Genomic DNA, 16,465 nt, shown 5'->3' with positions numbered 1-16,465 from the left:
GAGGACGCTCACTTCTGCGAGACATAGGGAACTGTCGGATAAGACTTGCGGACCGCTCCCGTCGGTCGCTCAATCAGAATGGTTGTTCGCGAAGGACATCCGTCTGTGCTCAGCCTTAGGAGTTCCTGATCCAACTGCGTGTCAGCCGACGTGTAGCGATGATGAAGCCTGCGATAGTCGGTCCACGTGGGAGTTCGATATGTCTCTATCCACCGCGATGTCTGCCCAACGTCCCGGGTGAGTGTCCAATGACGAGCACCAACGCGGCTTTGGGCGTGCCGCCGTTCACGCATGATCTCAAGGAACAAATCGATGTTCTGCTCGGGTATGGAGTATTCAGTGATAATTAGGATGGGGCCGCTTCTCGGCTTCAGATCAAGGGCGACCGTGGGAGCGCTGAAGTTTCCAGATGGTTCAAGCTCCGATTCAGAACGGTTGCTGATCGGCAACTTCAATCCGAGCGCCGCCACCATCAGTATGGCGCCCGTGGAGCAGCCAAATGCGACCGAGAGCGATTGGCTCTGTGCAACCGTCCCCCAAAGCCAGCTGCCGGCTGCAATACCTCCATTCGTCAACGCGCTGTAAATGGAGATGGTCCGGCCCGTGATCCAGCGCGGACTGGCCAGTTGGACGTTTACACCAAGCCCCGACCAGGCGGTAACCCACCCAGCGCCGCCGAAGGCGAGCGCAATCGTTGCGAAGGTAAGGGACGAGGTGAAGGTGAGCAAAAACGAACACGTTGCCAATGCTATGCAGGCAAGCGTAATCAGCATCTCTTGCGTCAGCATTTGCCTGAACCAAGGGTTTGAGATCCCGCCAAGAAAGGCGCCTGCCCCGAAACCACCCATGAGGACGCCAAATCCAACTGCATCGGTATGCAACTGATCGCGGGCGACCAGCGGCAGAAGCGCCAAGATGGACGTGCTTGCCAAACCGAACAATGCGCCTCGGGCGATGGTGGCCTTAATTTCTGACGACATAGCGGTGAAGCGCAAGCCATCATAGATAGCCGTGAACATCGCCTCACGCGGCAAGGATGAGGAAAGCGTTTTCCATTTATTTTGCCACAAGGTGATCAGCGGAACTGCAAAACCAAATGTCGCAATCCCAAAGGCAAAAAGAGGCCCCGCTGAGGCAACGACGACCCCTCCCAGTGCGGGACCGACACTGCGAACGGTATTGAACCCGACAGAAATAAGCGTGACCGCTGCCGGCAGCTGGGGCCGTTCGACGATATCGCCGACGGATGCCTGCCAGGCGGGATCGTGGAGAGCAATGCCGCAGCCAGCCAGAAAGCTGAAACCGAGGATGATCCAGGGCTCACTTACGCCGAAAGCAATGGAAAGCGTGAGCATGGCGGACGCGGTCATCATAAGGCTTCGGCCAATGATCATCACCTTACGTCGGCTAAAGTTGTCAGCGATCGCCCCGACGAAAATGGCCATAAAGAATGCAGGTGAGGTTGAAGAGGCCTGGACCAATGCGACCATCACATCCGAGGTCGAAATGGTCGCCATCAGCCAACTGATCGCGACCGCTTGCATTAACCAGCCGAGACTGGAGAACTGATTGGCGATCCAGATTGCGCGAAACGTAGGATTTGTCAGCGGCGCCGACAACGTTGATGAAGCAGTATTATCTTTCGACGACATTCGCGAATTGTCTCGTGTTAGCCATCACGCCGACCAGCGGTCGGGAGGTTGGTTGCGGTTCACCCCAGCGCTCAGTTAGTGTGGACCACATTACCCATTCGCTTATTGCAAAGGGCGGCGTATCACAGCCTGATCATGCAGAAAACCTGCGTTAATCGAGCGCTTGACGACGCTATTTACGGGAAGCTTTTAGGATAAAAGAGTGTCACTTTGGGAGTGACGTACCTCTGCTGCCCGATTGAGCGGCGGAGTCAATCCGAAGTCGTTCCACCTTGGCGCCAGTACAACAGAGGGCGCACTTCCTGCGGCCGTCGCCCTCAGTCGGAAAACCCAAATGGCGCGTCCGTGCGACGGTAATGATCAGGCAAGATCTGTCGGCCGATTGGTGGTTCGGACCGGGATGTGCAACTCTCGCGTTGGCAAAGACGGCAGGTAATGCCGATGGGCGTCGGCACAACGGACTTAGCGTCCTTATGATAGACAAGACGTTGGACGTGGCTGCCTTCGCAAACCAGCGCCACAGCCCGATCGACGCGCGGAAGTTCAAAGGCACCTCCTCCGGAACTTACCGTTCGAGCGATCGAAAAAAATAGTTGGCCATCCGGCAACTCCAGCCACTGCGTTACCACCGTCCTCGGCGTTGTAAAAACCTGGTGCAACGTCCACAGAGGGCAACCACCGCCATGTCGGGCGAAGGGAAAATTGGCGCTGTCCAGGCGCTTGGAGACATTCCCCGCTGCATCCACACGGATAAAGAAGAACGGGATCCGCTCTTGTCCGGGCTTCTGTAGTGTCGTCAGCCGATGTGCCGTCTGTTCGAAACTGGTGCCAAATTGACGCGAGAGCGCCTCGACATCATAGCGACGCGCTTCAACGGCTTTGGCAAATTGCGTATAGGGCATGACGACAGCTGCTGCAAAGTAGCCGGCGAGCGCCCGGTGGGCTAATCGTTGCGCGCTCTCTGTCGCGAGATTGCCTTCTTGAACGAATTTTTGAATGTCGCCGTCGCATTCGAGATAGGCGAGTTGCTGTGCAAGTTGAAAGTTTTGGCTTGCCAGATCCAAGCAGTCGTCAAGCAGAACCTCGTGCCTATGTCGGTCCAGTCGGCGGACCGATCCTGACATGATCTCCGTTGGCAATCGTCTCACTCGAAGATTGTGACGTTGCGCGAGATAGGATGGAAGGCCGCCGGCCTCCGTCACCGCAGTAGCCAACTTTTCTGCCGCGACATCGAGGCCGGGGAAGCAATTGCGTCGAGCGGCAAGGAACCGTCGCACGCCCGCAACAGGATCTGCTCCTTCATCGATCCCTCGGTCACGTGCGACCTGTCGTTGATCTGCAAGAACAACCTGCTCCTCCTTGTACGAGGTGTAAAGGCGCAGCATCGCTTCTGCAAATCCAGGAAAGCTGCTCAGCACGTCTGCGACTTCGAGCGGTGATATCTCTATACCGCTGAAAATCGGGTCCTTCATGGTCGATTGCAGTCGCGCAAGGACCTCGGGCGTGCCGTCGTCGGCAAAGAGCGACATGTCGAGCTTGTAGGTCTTCGCAAGTCGCAGAAGAATCTCGGCCGTAACTGGTCGCTGGTTTCCCTCCATGAGCGCGACATAAGAAGGGGAGACCTCCAGGTCAGATGCCATGTCGGCCTGAGTGAGGCCGAGATTCTTCCGCAACCGTCGAAGACGCGGGCCGAGATAAACGCCGTGCTTTTCCATACACTGATTACAGCATTACAAACTAATCTTGTAAAGTTTGACAACATCACAATGCGCAGGCTGAAAAGAAGACCGCGACCCGCTATTGCAGTGCACACAACTGGCCGACGCCTTGGAGGAGTGAATGTCGTATTCAGATAGTATCGAAGGAGCCAAAACCTTGATTGCCGAGAACCACGCATGGTCCGGCCTCACGGCCGAAGCTGTCGCTCGCATGCGGCTTCAGAACAGATTCAGAACCGGTCTGGACATTGCACGCTATACCGCTGCGATCATGCGTCGTGACATGGCCGCCTACGATCAGGACCCGAGCAAATATACGCAGTCGCTTGGATGCTGGCATGGATTTATTGCCCAGCAGAAAGTCATCTCGCTGAAAAAGCATTTCGGCACGACGGAGCGCCGTTACATCTATCTCTCAGGTTGGATGGTTGCGGCACTCCGATCGCAGTTCGGGCCGCTTCCCGACCAGTCCATGCATGAGAAAACGAGCGTGCCGACCCTTGTCGAGGAGATCTACACTTTCTTGCGCCAGGCAGACGCACGCGAACTCGGCATGTTGTTCAGGGAAATCGACAAAGCCCGGGCGCAGGGTGACCAGGCGCGGGAACAGCAGCTGGTTCAGGCGGTCGACAATCATCAAACCCACGTCATTCCGATCATTGCTGATATCGATGCAGGTTTCGGAAATGCCGAAGCAACCTACCTGCTGGCAAAAAAAATGATCGAAGCCGGCGCCTGCGCGCTGCAGATCGAGAACCAGGTCTCCGACGAAAAGCAGTGCGGCCATCAGGATGGGAAGGTGACCATCCCTCACGAGGAATTCGTCGCCAAGATCCGCGCATGCCGCTACGCGTTTCTTGAGCTCGGCATCGACGACGGCATCATCGTCGCCCGCACCGATTCACTCGGCGCAGGCCTTACGAAGCAGATTGCCTTCAGCGCCAGCGAAGGCGACATCGGCGACCAGTACAACGACTTTCTGGATTGCGACGACGTCAGCGGCGAGCCACTCAATAACGGCGACGTCCTGATCACACGCGGCTCGAAGCTCTTGCGGCCGAAGCGGCTGCGTTCCAATCTTTATCAATTTCGTGAAGGCACCGGCGCCGACCGCTGCGTCCTCGACTGTATCAATGCCCTTAACAACGGCGCCGACCTGCTGTGGATCGAGACCGAGAAGCCACACGTCGAGCAAATCGCGGGCATGATGGACCGCATCCGGCAGGTCATCCCCAATGCCAAGCTAGTCTATAATAATTCACCCTCTTTTAACTGGACGCTGAATTTCCGACAGCAGGTCTTTGATGATTGGCAGAAGGAAGGAAGGGACGTCTCCGGGTTCGACAGGGCCAAGCTGATGAGCGTACAATATGACGGCAGCGATTTGGCGCTTGAAGCAGACGAAAAAATCAGGACCTTCCAGCATGACGCCTCCAAACGCGCCGGCATTTTCCATCACCTGATTACGCTGCCAACCTATCACACCGCGGCGCTCTCGACGGACAATCTCGCCAAGGAGTACTTCGGCGAGCAGGGCATGCTCGGCTATGTGGCGAACGTCCAGCGAAAGGAGATTCGCCAGGGCATTGCCTGCGTGAAGCACCAGAACATGGCCGGTTCCGACATGGGCGACGACCATAAAGAGTATTTTGCTGGCGAGGCGGCGCTTAAGGCTGGCGGAGCGAGTAACACGATGAACCAATTTGCGGCCTGATGCAGACCCACCTGGCAAGGGATCCGCGGCAGGCCTGCGTTCCCTTGCCTTACCGGAGGACGAGATGTCGAACGACGAAGAGAAAAAGAAACCGATCTTGCTGGAGCGACCGCGGGCTGTCTTTTCGCAAGAGGACTTTGAGCTCATCCGGGTCGCTGTCGCCCACTATCTGCAGGTGGTGAAAAACGAGCCAGTGGCAGTAAAATACTCAAACCTTCATCACCGGCTCGGCCGCATAACGTAAGATCGCGACTTATCGGTAAGCGCGTGGCGATTGGGATCGAAGAACTGCATATCACGGCCCGTCTGCGCAACCATATTCGACAACACCGATCCGTTCATTCGGCAGCTGTCAGATCCCAGCAAGCGGGCCCTGAGGAAAGATATCATGGATAACAACAATGCTTGTGTTGTAGTCGGTGGCCATAGTGCCGAATTGAAACTTCGATCAAGCACGATCGGTCCGAGCGTACTCGACATTGGATCGCTCTACGAGCAGACGAAGATGTTCACCTACGATCCTGGCTTCACTTCGACTGCGTCGTGCGAATCCAGCATCACCTTTATTGATGGCGACGAAGGCGTTCTGCTGCATCGCGGTTATCCGATCGAACAGCTTGCCGAACACGGCGACTTCCTCGAAGTCTGTTACCTGCTGCTCTACGGCGAATTGCCGACCGCAGCCCAGAAGAAGGACTTCGATTACCGGGTCGTGCACCACACCATGGTGCATGAACAGATGTCTCGCTTCTTCACCGGCTTCCGTCGCGATGCGCATCCGATGGCCGTCATGTGCGGCTGCGTCGGCGCTCTGTCGGCCTTCTATCACGACTCCACCGACATCACCGATCCGCACCAGCGCATGGTCGCAAGCCTGCGCATGATCGCCAAGATGCCGACGCTTGCCGCCATGGCTTACAAGTACCATATCGGCCAGCCCTTCGTTTACCCGAAGAACGACCTCGATTATGCGTCGAACTTCCTGCGCATGTGCTTTGCCGTGCCCTGCGAAGAATATGTGGTCAACCCGGTGCTTGCCCGCGCCATGGACCGCATCTTCATCCTGCACGCCGATCACGAGCAGAATGCGTCGACATCGACGGTTCGCCTCGCGGGCTCTTCCGGCGCCAATCCCTTCGCTTGCGTCGCCGCCGGCATCGCCTGCCTCTGGGGTCCCGCTCACGGCGGCGCCAACGAAGCTGCGCTCAACATGCTGACGGAAATCGGCACGGTTGACCGCATTCCGGAATATATCGCCCGCGCCAAGGACAAGAACGATCCGTTCCGTCTGATGGGCTTCGGTCATCGCGTCTACAAGAACTACGATCCGCGCGCCAAGATCATGCAGAAGACGGCGCACGAGGTTCTCGGCGAACTCGGCATTAAGGACGATCCGCTGCTCGACATCGCGATCGAACTGGAGCGTATCGCGCTGACCGATGACTATTTCATCGAGAAGAAGCTTTACCCGAATGTCGACTTCTATTCCGGCATCACGCTGAAGGCTCTCGGCTTCCCCACGACCATGTTCACGGTGCTGTTTGCGCTTGCCCGCACCGTCGGCTGGATCGCCCAGTGGAACGAGATGATCGAAGATCCGGAACAGCGTATCGGCCGCCCGCGCCAGCTCTATACCGGCGAACCGCAGCGCGAATACGTTCCGGTTTCCAAGCGTTGAACGACATCCGTGATGAAACGAAAGCCCGGCTCCTCAATGGTGGCCGACCTCGGTGAAAACGATCGTTCTGCTCGTTGAACTCAGCGACCTTCGCACACGTCAATCCCACCTATGCTTCCTTCGTCAAGACCCTACTCCTGCTGGCGGTGGAAGGCGTTGCCGAAAGGTGCAAAAGTGAAAATAGAGGCCTTGATCGCCCTCAGGCAAGCTGCGCGCCGCCTGCAGCCGCAACGATCATGAACAACCATTGCTCCGGCGCTCCCTTTCAGCATAAACGTTCGGAAGAACAAAGCCATAGACGTTGACGATCGGAAGAGGAAAAACGGGGATGACGCTCACTCCTGCATTAACGAGGCATCTGAGGAATCCGAAGCAATTCCTCCACCTAACCTTGGAGTGTAGTGCGCACGCAGCTACATCTATGAAGTGCTTTGCGGTCTTTAACCCGTCCACCGGTGATCTGCTGGCCGAAGTGCCGGATATGAGCGCTGAAGAGGTTTCCGTAGCCATTGACAAGGCGCATGCTGCCCAAGCGGGTTGGGCGGGGCTCACGGCCCGGGAGCGCTCGGACATACTGTGGAACTGGCACCGGCTGATCCTCGAACATAGCGACGATCTTGCGGTGATCTTAACGGCCGAGATGGGAAAGCCGTTGGGAGAGGCGAAATCGGAAGTCTTGCACGCGGCGGCATATCTTCAATGGTACGCCGAAGAGGCAAACCGGATTTACGGCGAGACCATCTCGGCCCCATCCAATGACAGGCGCATGCTGGTGATCAAGCAACCAATCGGGGTTGTCGGCGCCATTACCCCTTGGAACTTCCCGGCCTCGATGGTAGCGCGCAAGATTTCGCCGGCGCTTGCCGCCGGCTGTACCGTTGTCTTGAAACCCGCTGAGCAAACGCCTCTCGTTGCCGGGGCCATGTTCGCCCTCGCACGTGCAGCTGGCTTCCCCGAGGGCGTTCTCAATCTGGTCTATGCGTCTGAGGGTGACGCTATCGGTCGTGAATTGTGCTCCAACTCCAAGGTGCGAAAGATCAGTTTCACCGGATCGACCGAAGTCGGCCGATTGCTGATGCGCCAGTGCTCTGACCAGATCAAGCGCATCAGCTTCGAACTCGGAGGAAATGCGCCTTTCATCGTCTTCGACGACGCCGATATCGACGCCGCCGTCGATGGCGCGATCCAAGCGAAATTTCGCAATGCTGGCCAGACTTGCGTGTCCGCCAATCGGCTGTACGTCCAAAAGCGCGTCTATGACGAATTTGCTGAAAAGTTCACCGCGCACGCGCGCAGACTTCGTGTTGGCGACGGCTTTGAACCGGACACCGCCATCGGGCCTCTCATCGACAATCACGCTCTGACAAAGATCGAAGCGCATGTCGATGACGCTGTCAAAAAAGGGGCGATAGTGCGATGTGGTGGACGCCGGATCGGCACGTCCGGAATATTTTTTGAGCCGACCGTGATTACAAATGTCGTCAGCTCAATGCGCCTCGCCCAGGAAGAGACTTTCGGTCCTCTGGCGCCAATCATCCGTTTCGAAGACCCGGAGCAAGTCGTGCGAGAGGCCAATGATACGATCTACGGCCTCGCCGCCTATTTCTATGCTTCAAACCTCAAGCGGGTCTGGCGTGTGGCCGAGGCGCTGGAATACGGAATGGTCGGCATCAACACTGGCCGCATGTCGTCAGAGGCTGCACCCTTCGGAGGGATCAAGCAATCAGGCATTGGACGTGAGGGGTCTCGTCACGGCCTCGAGGACTATCTTGAAATGAAGTACCTGTGCCTGGGTGGCCTCTAACGCGGCTTACGGCTTCCCGCGATTTGACGGTGTTAATGCCGGCCTCTCGCAAAAAAGGGGCTGCCGTCAAAACTTGTTCGACGACAGCCAAGTCGCTCGGGAGGCGAATTCAAAGCCCAAACCACTGATCGCAGAACCGAAGCCCTTGTCCTACGTGTAGTCAGACACCTATCGCTTCATAGGCATCGGCAATCTGCCGGATCGACGCGACATAGGCGGCGGTTCGGTAATCGCCGAGCTCCGGTTGCTGTTCGATGAGGTCGGCGATGCGTGTCCAGGTACTGCGCATGACGTCTTCGAGGCCGGACCGGACGAGGTCGATCTCGGCGCCGCCTTCGAGGAATTCGTCGCGGATATCGGCGGGGAATTCCTTGCCCGTCATGCGTTCCAGCGCCGTTGCGATCGTCTGGTTGCGCCGCTCGCGCCGGCGCCGTTCCATCAGACCGAAGGGAATATGCGTCAGGTTCTTCACCCACTCGAAGTAACTGACGACGACACCGCCGGCATTGACGTAAAGATCGGGAAGGACGGTAACGCCACGGGTGCGAAGCACCTTGTCAGCCTCGAAGGTGATCGGGCCGTTGGCCGCTTCGACGACCAGGTTCGCTTTGACGCGCTCCGCATTCCCCGCATGGATGGCATTTTCCATCGCCGCCGGAATGAGAATGTCGCACGGCTGCTCGATGCCCGTCATATCACCCGGATACGAGGTGGCGCCTTCAAAGCCAAGGATGCTGCCGGTCTTGATCTGATGCTGCTTCAGCGCCTCAATCGCCAGACCATCGGCATTGGCGACATAGCCGTCGCGTTCGGCGACGAGGGTAACCCGGGCGCCGTCTTCTTCGGAGACGAACTTTGCCGCATGATAGCCGACATTGCCGAAGCCCTGAACGATGACCGCAGCACCCTTCAGATCACGCTTGCCGTTCAACCCGGCGGTTCGCGGATCGCGGAGATAGCTCTGAATCGCGAACTGAACGCCTCGGCCGGTTGCTTCGGTGCGGCCGGCAATACCGCCCTTCGACAGCGGCTTGCCGGTCACGCAGGCCCGCGCATTGATGACATCAGTCGGGTTGGCGCGGCGGAACTCGTCCATCATCCAGGCCATTTCTCGCTCGCCCGTGCCAATGTCGGGCGCCGGAACGTTGACGCCCGGGCCGATCAGGCCACGTTTGTTGAGCTCCTGGGTGAAGCGGCGGGTGATGCGCTCGAGCTCCTGCGGCGTCCATTCGCGCGGGTCGATCTTCAGGGCGCCCTTCGAGCCGCCGAACGGCACATCGACCAGCGAACATTTGAGCGTCATCAGCGCCGCCAGCGCCTCCACCTCTTCGGCGTCGGCATTCGACGCATAGCGAATGCCGCCCTTTACCGGCTCGCAGTGCTCGCTATGGACCGATCGCCAGCCGATGAAGCTATACATGCGGCCGCGCAGGCGAACGCCGAACCGAACCGTATAGGTTGAATTGCACTGCATGATCCGTTCCGACAGGCCATCCGGCAAATCGAGGAATGTCATGGCATGACGGAAGTTTTGGTCAACGCTATCCAGGAAGCCTGCGGAGCTGGTTTCTCCGGCTTGCACGTTGCGTTGTGGTATTGCGTTCACTTAGGGTTCCTCCTTGATGGGAAAGTCTCGGGCCGAAGCTATCTCAGCTCAGCAGAACGCGATGGTCGGCATTGCGCACGAGCAGGGCGTAGATCAGCGTGAACAGCCGGCGCGCGGTGTCGTTGTCGATGTTCACTTTCGCTGACAACCGGCTTTTCAGCAGTTCGGCGGCCTCGTTCACCCACGATTAATGCAAACGACCTTCGGCTGGGTCATCTCTTCGTAGGCGAAGCGCACCCCTTCCCGTCCCATGCTGCCGTATTTAGAACCGCCAAACGGCATGGCGTCGAAGCGATAGTCGGATGAATCGTTGATCATTACGCCGCCGGCCTCGATCCGGCTTGCGGCGTCAAGCGCGATATTGAGATTGCTGGTGAAGATGCCGGCGTGCAGGCTGTATTCGGGCTCATTGGCCAGTTCGACCGCTTCATCAAGCGTCGCAAACGGCGCAAGCATGACCACAGGCGCGAACACTTCCTCGTGCCACAGCCGGCAGGTCACCGGCGTGCCTTCCAGCACCGTCGGGTGATAGAGCGAGCCTTCGCGCTTGTGACCGCAAAGAAGCTTGGCGCCGGCGGCAATGGCGTCGTTGACGGCTTCTTCGGTGCGCTGGGCGACCTCTTTCGAGATCATCGGACCGACATCTGTATCCTCCTTCAGCGGATCGCCGACCTTGAGCTGGTTCGTCCCGGCCACAAAGGCGTCGCGGAAGCGTTCATAAAGCTCGGCCTGCACCAGAATACGCTGGGCGCCGATGCAGTTCTGCCCGGCGGCCCAGAAGGCGCCGGAGACGCAGCCTTCAACCGCCTTGTCGAAGTCGCAGTCATTCATGACGATGACTGGCGCATTGCTACCCAACTCCATCGCGAGTTTCTTGAGGCCAGCTTTACGGCTGATCGCTTCCCCGGTAGCGAAGCCACCGGTAAAGGACACCATGCGGACGTCCCGTGCTGAGACTAGAGCCGTGACGATCTCTCGATCGCCGTGAACGGCGGTAACGATGTCCGGTGGCAGACCGGCTTCCCTGAGCGCGTCGACAAGATTGATTGCCGAGAAAAGCGTCAGGTTCGAGGGCTTCAGCAGCACTGCGTTGCCGCCGGCAATCGCCGGACCCAGCTTGTGCGCGACGAGGTTCAGCGGGTCGTTGTAGGGCGTAATGGCGGTGATGATGCCGAGTGGCTCTCGCGTGAACCAGCCTTGGCGCTGTTCCGATCCGACATAGGCATCGAAGGGCACGATTTCGCCGGCATTGCGCTTTGCCTCCTCGGCAGAGAGCTTCAGCGTGTTGACGCAACGAAGCACTTCCTTGCGCGCCTGGGCGATCGTCTTGCCGGCTTCGCGGACGATGGTTTCGGCAAATGCTTCACGACGGCTCTCGAGGATCCGCGCAGCCCCTTCGAGGATGCTGGCGCGCTCATGTCTCGGCAGCTTGGCTGAAAGCTCTGCGCCGCGACGGGCGCGGGCGAGGAGTCCGCCGATTTCGCTTGCATCAGTGGCGTCAATCGCTCCCAGCACAGACTCGTCGTAGGGGCTGTAGACGGTGATCGGAGGCAAGCTGGTGGTGATATGAAGTTTGGCGGCGGTCATAGGCCGGCTTCCTCTTTCCTAATGGTGCGGATCTGTGCAACGGTTGAGTTCATCCGTCAGGGCAAGGGGATCTCCCCTGCCCTGTTCTGCATTCTCTTGAAGCGAATAGGTGCGGCCGGATCTATCCGATCGCGTTCACTCAGATTTTCTGACCATTTAGAACCAGGTCATCGATGACGCAGCGTACCGCCTTTTTCGCGATCGAGACGATCTCGTCGACTTCGGCCTTGGTGGTAACGAGCGGCGGCGCGAAGCCCAGGATGTCGCCATGCGGCATGGCGCGGGCGATGAGGCTGCGGTCTCGGGCCGCCTTGGAGACGCGAGCGCCGACCTTCAGCGACGGGTCAAACCTGGTCTTGTTCTCGCGGTCGGCCACGAATTCGATGGCGCCCATCAGGCCAACGCCGCGCACCTCACCGACGATCGGCAGCTGCGCGAACTTTTCCTTGAGCTGGGCCTGGAAATAGGCGCCGACTTCGCGGGCGTTGCCGGGCAGGTTTTCCTTCTCGACAATGTCGAGCACCGCATTGGCGGCAGCCGCACCGATCGGGTGGCCGGAATAGGTGTAGCCGTGCGAGAAGGCGCCGACCCTGTCGGCCCCTTCTTCCATGACCTTGTAGACCTTCTCACCGACGATCGAAGCCGATAGCGGGAAGTAAGCCGAAGTCAGGCCCTTGGCGACTGTGATCAGGTCAGGTTCAATGCCGTAATGCTGCGAGCCGAACATCGAGCCGGTGCGGCCGAGCCGGTGATGACTTCGTCGGCGATCAGCAACACGTCGTGTTTCTTGAGCACGGCCTGGATAGCTTGCCAATAACCTTCCGGCGGTGGCGTGATGCCGCCAGTACCCAGCACTGGCTCGGCGATGAAGGCGCCGACATTGTCGGGTCCGAGCGTCTCAATCATGTCGTCGAGCTCGGCGGCACGACGGGCCGAGAATTCCCGCTCGGTTTCGCCGGGATTGGCGCCCCAATAGTGGTGCGGAACACCGGTATGATCAATCTGCGGCAGCGGCAGATCCATATGGTCGTGGTAGAAGCTCATCCCGGTCATCGAGCCGGAGACGACGCTGCAGCCGTGATAGCCGCGTTCGCGCGAAATGATCTTCTTCTTCGTCGGCTTGCCGCGCAGATTGTTGTAGTACCAGACGAGCTTGGCCTGGGTTTCATTGGCGTCCGAACCGGACATGCCATAGAACACCTTGCTCATCTTGCCAGGCGCCATCTTGACGAGACGGTCGGAGAGGATCGCAAGCTCGTCGGTCGTGTGCGCGGCATAGGAATGGTAATAGGCCAGGCGATAGGCCTGACGAGAGATCGCCTCGGCAACCTCGGTGCGGCCATAGCCGACGTTGACGCAATAGAGACCGGCAAAACCGTCGATCAGCTGATTGCCGTGCGCATCCTGGATGCGGATCCCCTTGCCGGTTTCCACGATCGTCGGTTCGCCGAGCTTGCCGCTCGCAAAGTCCTTCAACTGCGTGAAGGGATGCAGGACCGAGTTGCGATCTTTCTCAGCGATGTCTTTGATATTGATGGTCATCTTAACCTCTTCGGCCGCCGCTTTTCAGCTGCGCGTTTTTCTTCCTGTGAACCGGGCCAGATCAAGTGCGAGCAGCAAAACCTCGACCCGAAGACAGCTTTCGTTTGCCCGACCCGCTCAGGTGATATTGCCCGCAGGTGCTAGCTTCATCGCACCATTTCGCCCCGTCGCGACGCTGCCTTCCTGCAAATTGTTGCTTTCTTACGCAGTAATTCGCTATTGCTGCCAAATATGCCACGCCTGGTGGCGTTAGGCCGCGAGCAGACGGGAACCTAAAGCGGGATTCAGGCATGCTAAATCAGATATGTTAGTTCGATAAGCGGCTACTGTAGGATCATATGATAATCTTCATGGTCTTGGCACATCGCCGCTGCCCGGGGCGCGCAGCCTGACTTAGCGCTCCCGCGTTTTCGCGTCGCTCAGACGATGATGGAAACTCTGCCGCGACCGTGGACGTGAAGTTGTACCCTCGTCCGGCGCTTCCGGTTATAGCCGGCGATCTTGTTTGACGGGGTCACCAAGCACGCCGACGGGGGCATGTCCGTGACTGCGTGCTGAGGTGTGCTGTCTCACCGTTCAGTTGTGGCGGACTATTACAGAACGCGGCGCAGCGAAGCCAGCATAAGGTCCTACATGGCGGAGGCGCAGGGACACATCTTCGGAATGAAAGGCCTCCACGGCGGTCCTACGAAATGACTGCTTTGGAGCGATGTTCGGCGTCATCATCAAACTCACACCTGTTGCCTTAAGGTCCGATCCTTAATCTTCCGGGTTTATGGGCTACAGCTGCCGTGTGCAAAGCGGCGATAAACGCCGAAAGCGCTGGAGGATGTCCTGGCAGATTGGGTTCCTCCCAAGCAGAGTTGACCGCGATTACAGTCTTATCTGTAGGGTATATGACGATTTTCTGACCAGCGAAGCCACTCGCCATGAAGGAGTTGTCGTTTATCCACCAGAAGTAACCGTAGCCAATCGCGCCGGAATTGGTCACTTGCGAAAAGACCTCCAACGCGCTCGTGGCGTCCGCAATCCAAGCGCTTGGCAGCACCTCCACTTCACCGATCTTACCGCCCGCAAGCATAAACTGCCCGAGACGAGCGTAGTCACGCAGTGTCATCGATATCCCACTGCTGCCATATTCCTGCCCCCCCGGATTAACCATCCAACTCGCACTTTTCTCCATGCCGAAAGGTTTCCAGATCTTCAGTGACAAATACTGCGACAGGGACATGCCGACGGCGTTCGACACGAGTTTTGCCGCCACTTCAGAGTCGGCGCCTTTGTACTGAAAAGTCGCGCCTGGCTTATTAGCTCTCGAAAGTCGCCGCATATATCCGACGACAGGATCGATGCCATCCACCATCGGCGCGTACGTCGGCATGAACATCTTAGAGTCATCTGACCTTTCATCGTCGGTGTAGTCTTCGATCCATTCGACGCCTGACGTCATCGTCAAGAGTTGACGGATCGTGACGCCGTCGTAGGCGCTTTCTTTGAGTTCCGGGATGTATTTGGTCACATCCTCCTCGACGCTCTGGATACATCCATCCTGTATTGCCGCCCCAACAAGGATACCAGCCACCGACTTGGTAACAGATTGGGAGTCCCAACGATCTTCGGACGTACGTCCAAGACCGTACCGCTCAAGAATCACATGACCATCCTTGAGCACCAGGACCCCGGAAACGCGCTCCTGGTCCATGTAGCGATCCACATCCATAGCTTCGCCATTCCAGGTCCACGTAGGAGAGATCTGATGCAGTGCGAGTGGCAACGAAGAGGCATGGGACGCGCTGCCGATTTTCCGCACAGGGTCTATTTCATCTCTTCGCCGAAATGCGATCTCCTGTTGCTCAGGTGTCCAATTTAAGGAGCCTACACTACCGGAAGGCAATACATCATAACAGAACTTGTTACCCATGATTTCCTCGAGCTTGAGGTTTTCAGACGATAGCTCTACTCAGTCGATGACGAGCAATTGGCGAGGTACGTTGGACAGAAACTCGACGTCGCCGTCGGTGATCAAAATACTTTCAGTGATTTCGATGCCCCAGTCGCCATACCAAAGACCGGACATGAAATGGAAAGTCATCCCCGGACGTAGCTCCGTCTTATCACCTTCCCGAAAGCTGGCGGAATTCTCGCCCCATGCCGGCGGATAACCCATGCCTATCGGATACCCGGAACGACTCGTTTTCTCAAAGCCATACCGTGCCAAAGTGCCGGAGTAGGCCCTAGCGATATCCTCACACAGACTTCCCGCCAGTGCCTTTTCGAGACCCGCCTGCACGCCGTCGAGAACCGCCTTTTCGGCGTCTAGTATCTGCTGAGTGGGTCGACCGAGATAGTAAGTCCGAGATAGCGGGCAGTGATATCGCTTGTGAACGCCAGCAAGTTCGAAGAAGATGCTCTCATCCGCCCGGATCAGTCTGTCCGTCCAGGTCAGGTGGGGGGCGGACGCATCTGCACCGGCGCCAAGGTTCGGGACGCAGGCGGGGTAATCGCCCCAGTAGGCGTCTACGCCGCGGGTTCCAACATAAGACAATTCGGCGATCACGTCGGATTGCTTTACTCCCGGTCGCAGCACTTCGCCCACGCGCTGATACATCGCTTCGACGATCTTACCTGCGCCGCGCATGTACTCGATCTCTCTCGGGGACTTGATCAGACGCTGCCAGTTGATCAGTCGGTCGGCATTCTTGAATCTTGCGTTGGGGAGTGATGCGGAGAGCGCCTCAAAGGATCGGGCGGAAAGGCAAGCGCTATCTTTTTCGACCCCAATCGTTGCCGAGCCATGGCCCTCATCGATAATGATCTGCCCTAATGCCGACATTGCGTGCAGCGTGTCGGACTGGACGTATTCGTCACCGTACCATTTGATGCGGTCTTCGCCCATATAAGCCGTCCTGCGGCAACCGTTGGCGTCCATGCGCCGTCCAAACCAAAGAGGATCCTTATCCTTCGAAACGACAACACATTGGGGAACGTAATAGGAGCAGCCATCGTAACCTGTCAGCCAACCCATGTTGGCAGGGTCGGTCACGACCAATAGGTCTATGCCTGCCTGCTCCATTCCAATGCGTGCCTTTTCGAGGCGCGTTTTGTATTCGGAAATCTCAAATCGAAGATTTTCCATGTCAAATCCTTTGAATGTTCAGTTAACG

General features: G+C 57.9%; 10 protein-coding genes and 2 pseudogenes. 4 read left to right on the top strand and 8 right to left on the bottom strand.

Translation table 11 applies throughout. The features are described 5' to 3' along the window. Positions 1-8: 8 nt before the first annotated feature. Entirely contained in the window at positions 9-1,652 is a 1,644-nt protein-coding gene (locus NXC24_RS23300) for an MFS transporter (RefSeq protein WP_104825797.1), read from the bottom strand. A 317-nt stretch (positions 1,653-1,969) separates the two neighbouring features. After that, the gene (locus NXC24_RS23295; RefSeq protein WP_104825796.1) at positions 1,970-3,367 is read right to left on the bottom strand and encodes a helix-turn-helix transcriptional regulator; all 1,398 of its coding nucleotides are present in this window, start codon (positions 3,365-3,367) and stop codon (positions 1,970-1,972) included. 124 nt (positions 3,368-3,491) lie between these two features. Between NXC24_RS23295 and NXC24_RS23290 the strand changes: the two genes are divergently transcribed. From NXC24_RS23290 to NXC24_RS23275, 4 genes are all read left to right on the top strand, one after another. Then, positions 3,492-5,084, top strand: coding sequence for an isocitrate lyase (locus tag NXC24_RS23290; RefSeq protein WP_104825795.1), 1,593 nt, complete (start codon positions 3,492-3,494; stop codon positions 5,082-5,084). Between the two features lie 64 nt (positions 5,085-5,148). After that, complete coding sequence (locus NXC24_RS23285) at positions 5,149-5,328, top strand: hypothetical protein (protein ID WP_104825794.1); 180 nt, start codon at positions 5,149-5,151, stop codon at positions 5,326-5,328. 144 nt (positions 5,329-5,472) lie between these two features. Beyond that, on the top strand, positions 5,473-6,762 hold the full coding sequence (gltA, locus tag NXC24_RS23280; RefSeq protein WP_104825793.1) for a citrate synthase: 1,290 nt from the start codon (positions 5,473-5,475) through the stop codon (positions 6,760-6,762). A gap of 328 nt (positions 6,763-7,090) precedes the next feature. Beyond that, a complete protein-coding gene (locus NXC24_RS23275; RefSeq protein ID WP_104825792.1) occupies positions 7,091-8,566 on the top strand; it encodes an NAD-dependent succinate-semialdehyde dehydrogenase in 1,476 nt (491 codons plus the stop codon). A gap of 160 nt (positions 8,567-8,726) precedes the next feature. On the opposite strand, the gene NXC24_RS23270 is transcribed toward NXC24_RS23275, so the two are convergent. From NXC24_RS23270 to NXC24_RS23245, 6 genes and pseudogenes are all read right to left on the bottom strand, one after another. Then, positions 8,727-10,082, bottom strand: coding sequence for a Glu/Leu/Phe/Val dehydrogenase (locus NXC24_RS23270; RefSeq protein ID WP_104825945.1), 1,356 nt, complete (start codon positions 10,080-10,082; stop codon positions 8,727-8,729). A 133-nt stretch (positions 10,083-10,215) separates the two neighbouring features. After that, positions 10,216-10,350: pseudogene (locus NXC24_RS23265) on the bottom strand (UPF0262 family protein); the annotation flags it as partial. Next, complete coding sequence (locus NXC24_RS23260) at positions 10,350-11,759, bottom strand: aldehyde dehydrogenase family protein (protein ID WP_104825791.1); 1,410 nt, start codon at positions 11,757-11,759, stop codon at positions 10,350-10,352. The pseudogene NXC24_RS23265 and the gene NXC24_RS23260, both read right to left, overlap by 1 nt. A 139-nt stretch (positions 11,760-11,898) precedes the next feature. Beyond that, a pseudogene (locus NXC24_RS23255) lies at positions 11,899-13,301 on the bottom strand (aspartate aminotransferase family protein). 745 nt (positions 13,302-14,046) lie between these two features. After that, on the bottom strand, positions 14,047-15,222 hold the full coding sequence (locus tag NXC24_RS23250) for a serine hydrolase (protein ID WP_104825790.1): 1,176 nt from the start codon (positions 15,220-15,222) through the stop codon (positions 14,047-14,049). Between the two features lie 39 nt (positions 15,223-15,261). After that, positions 15,262-16,437 (bottom strand): Xaa-Pro peptidase family protein, encoded by a 1,176-nt coding sequence (locus NXC24_RS23245; RefSeq protein ID WP_104825789.1) that lies wholly within the window; start codon positions 16,435-16,437, stop codon positions 15,262-15,264. Positions 16,438-16,465 lie beyond the last annotated feature (28 nt).

It is taken from the genome of Rhizobium sp. NXC24, from assembly GCF_002944315.1.
Taxonomy (GTDB): domain Bacteria; phylum Pseudomonadota; class Alphaproteobacteria; order Rhizobiales; family Rhizobiaceae; genus Rhizobium.
This window is presented reverse-complemented; position numbering and strand designations above follow the sequence as displayed.